This is a genomic window from Curtobacterium flaccumfaciens (genome assembly GCF_051548005.1).
Classification (GTDB): domain Bacteria; phylum Actinomycetota; class Actinomycetes; order Actinomycetales; family Microbacteriaceae; genus Curtobacterium.
On record NZ_JBPUGH010000266.1, the window covers coordinates 1 to 1174 of the forward strand.

Consider the following 1174-nt stretch of genomic DNA (forward strand, 5'->3'; position numbering starts at 1 on the left):
GAACCAGCCGGGACCGCGCCGCACCGGTGGGCAACCCGGCGTGCTCTCCCCCGCGGGACAGCGGCTCGCCGACAAGTCCGCCAAGCGCCGCAAGCGCGGCTGGATCGTCCTCGCGGTCGTCGTGCTGCTCGCGATCATCGGCGGGACGATCGGCTGGGTGTACGGACCGGGGCCGCTCGGCAACGTCCGCATCCCCGAGGTCGCCGGCAAGAGCGTGTCCCAGGCCCGACAGCTGATCGAGGCGCAGGGCCTCCGCACCGCGGCGTCGAACGGCCACCGGTTCGACGCGGTCATCGCGAAGGGCGAGGTCTCCACGACGAAGCCGGCCGCGAAGCGCGAGGTCCGGAAGGGCACCGCGATCCAGCTCGTCCTGTCCGACGGCCCGCGCATGATCGCCCTCCCCGCGATCATCGGCCAGCCGGTGTCGACCGTCACCGCCGCACTCGACGACGACTTCGAGTTGCAGGACACCCAGTACCAGTTCTCGTCGGACGCCGCGAAGGACACCGTCATCGCCGCGACCGGACGAGATGCTTCGGGTGCCGTCGACCTCGGCAAGGCCGGGACCTACGCCGAGCGTGGCCCCGTGACACTGACGGTGTCGCTCGGACCGGTGCCCGACGTGGTCGGCAAGACCGTCGACGATGCACGCTCGACGCTCGACGGCGTCGGGCTCGAACTCGGGTCGCAGGACGCCAAGTACGACGACCAGGTGCCCGAGGGCCAGGTCATCTCCGCGAAGGCGACCGACGACCCGACGGTGCAGGGCACCACGATCGACGTCGTCGTGTCGAAGGGGCCGGCTCCGATCCAGCTGCCGGACGTCCACGACAAGACGATCAACGACGCGACGAGCACCCTCGAGGGCCTCGGGCTCCAGGTCAGCGTCCCGGACTGCACGAACATCCTCTGCAGCTTCTACGACTGGAAGGCCACGCTCCCCGTGACGGGGACGGACCCGCCCGCGGGCACCACCGTGCACCGCGGCGACACGATCACCCTCGCCTACGAGCAGTAGCGCGCGGGGCCGCGCTGCGGCGCGGCCACGAGTCTCGTGCACGCGCACACGAGACTCGTGCACGGCGACGAGTCTCGTGCCGAACGGCACGAGACTCGTCGGTCAGCACGAGACTCGTGCTGATGGTTGCACGCCGCCACGCGCTCAGTGCGGCTC

General features: G+C 71.0%; 1 protein-coding gene. It reads left to right on the forward strand.

Features of this window, described 5'->3' with window-relative positions; genetic code table 11:
• Positions 1-1018 (forward strand): PASTA domain-containing protein (locus ACSW7Y_RS17210; RefSeq protein ID WP_438127440.1); only part of this gene is annotated, 1018 nt, incomplete at its 5' end.
• Positions 1019-1174: the final 156 nt, after the last annotated feature.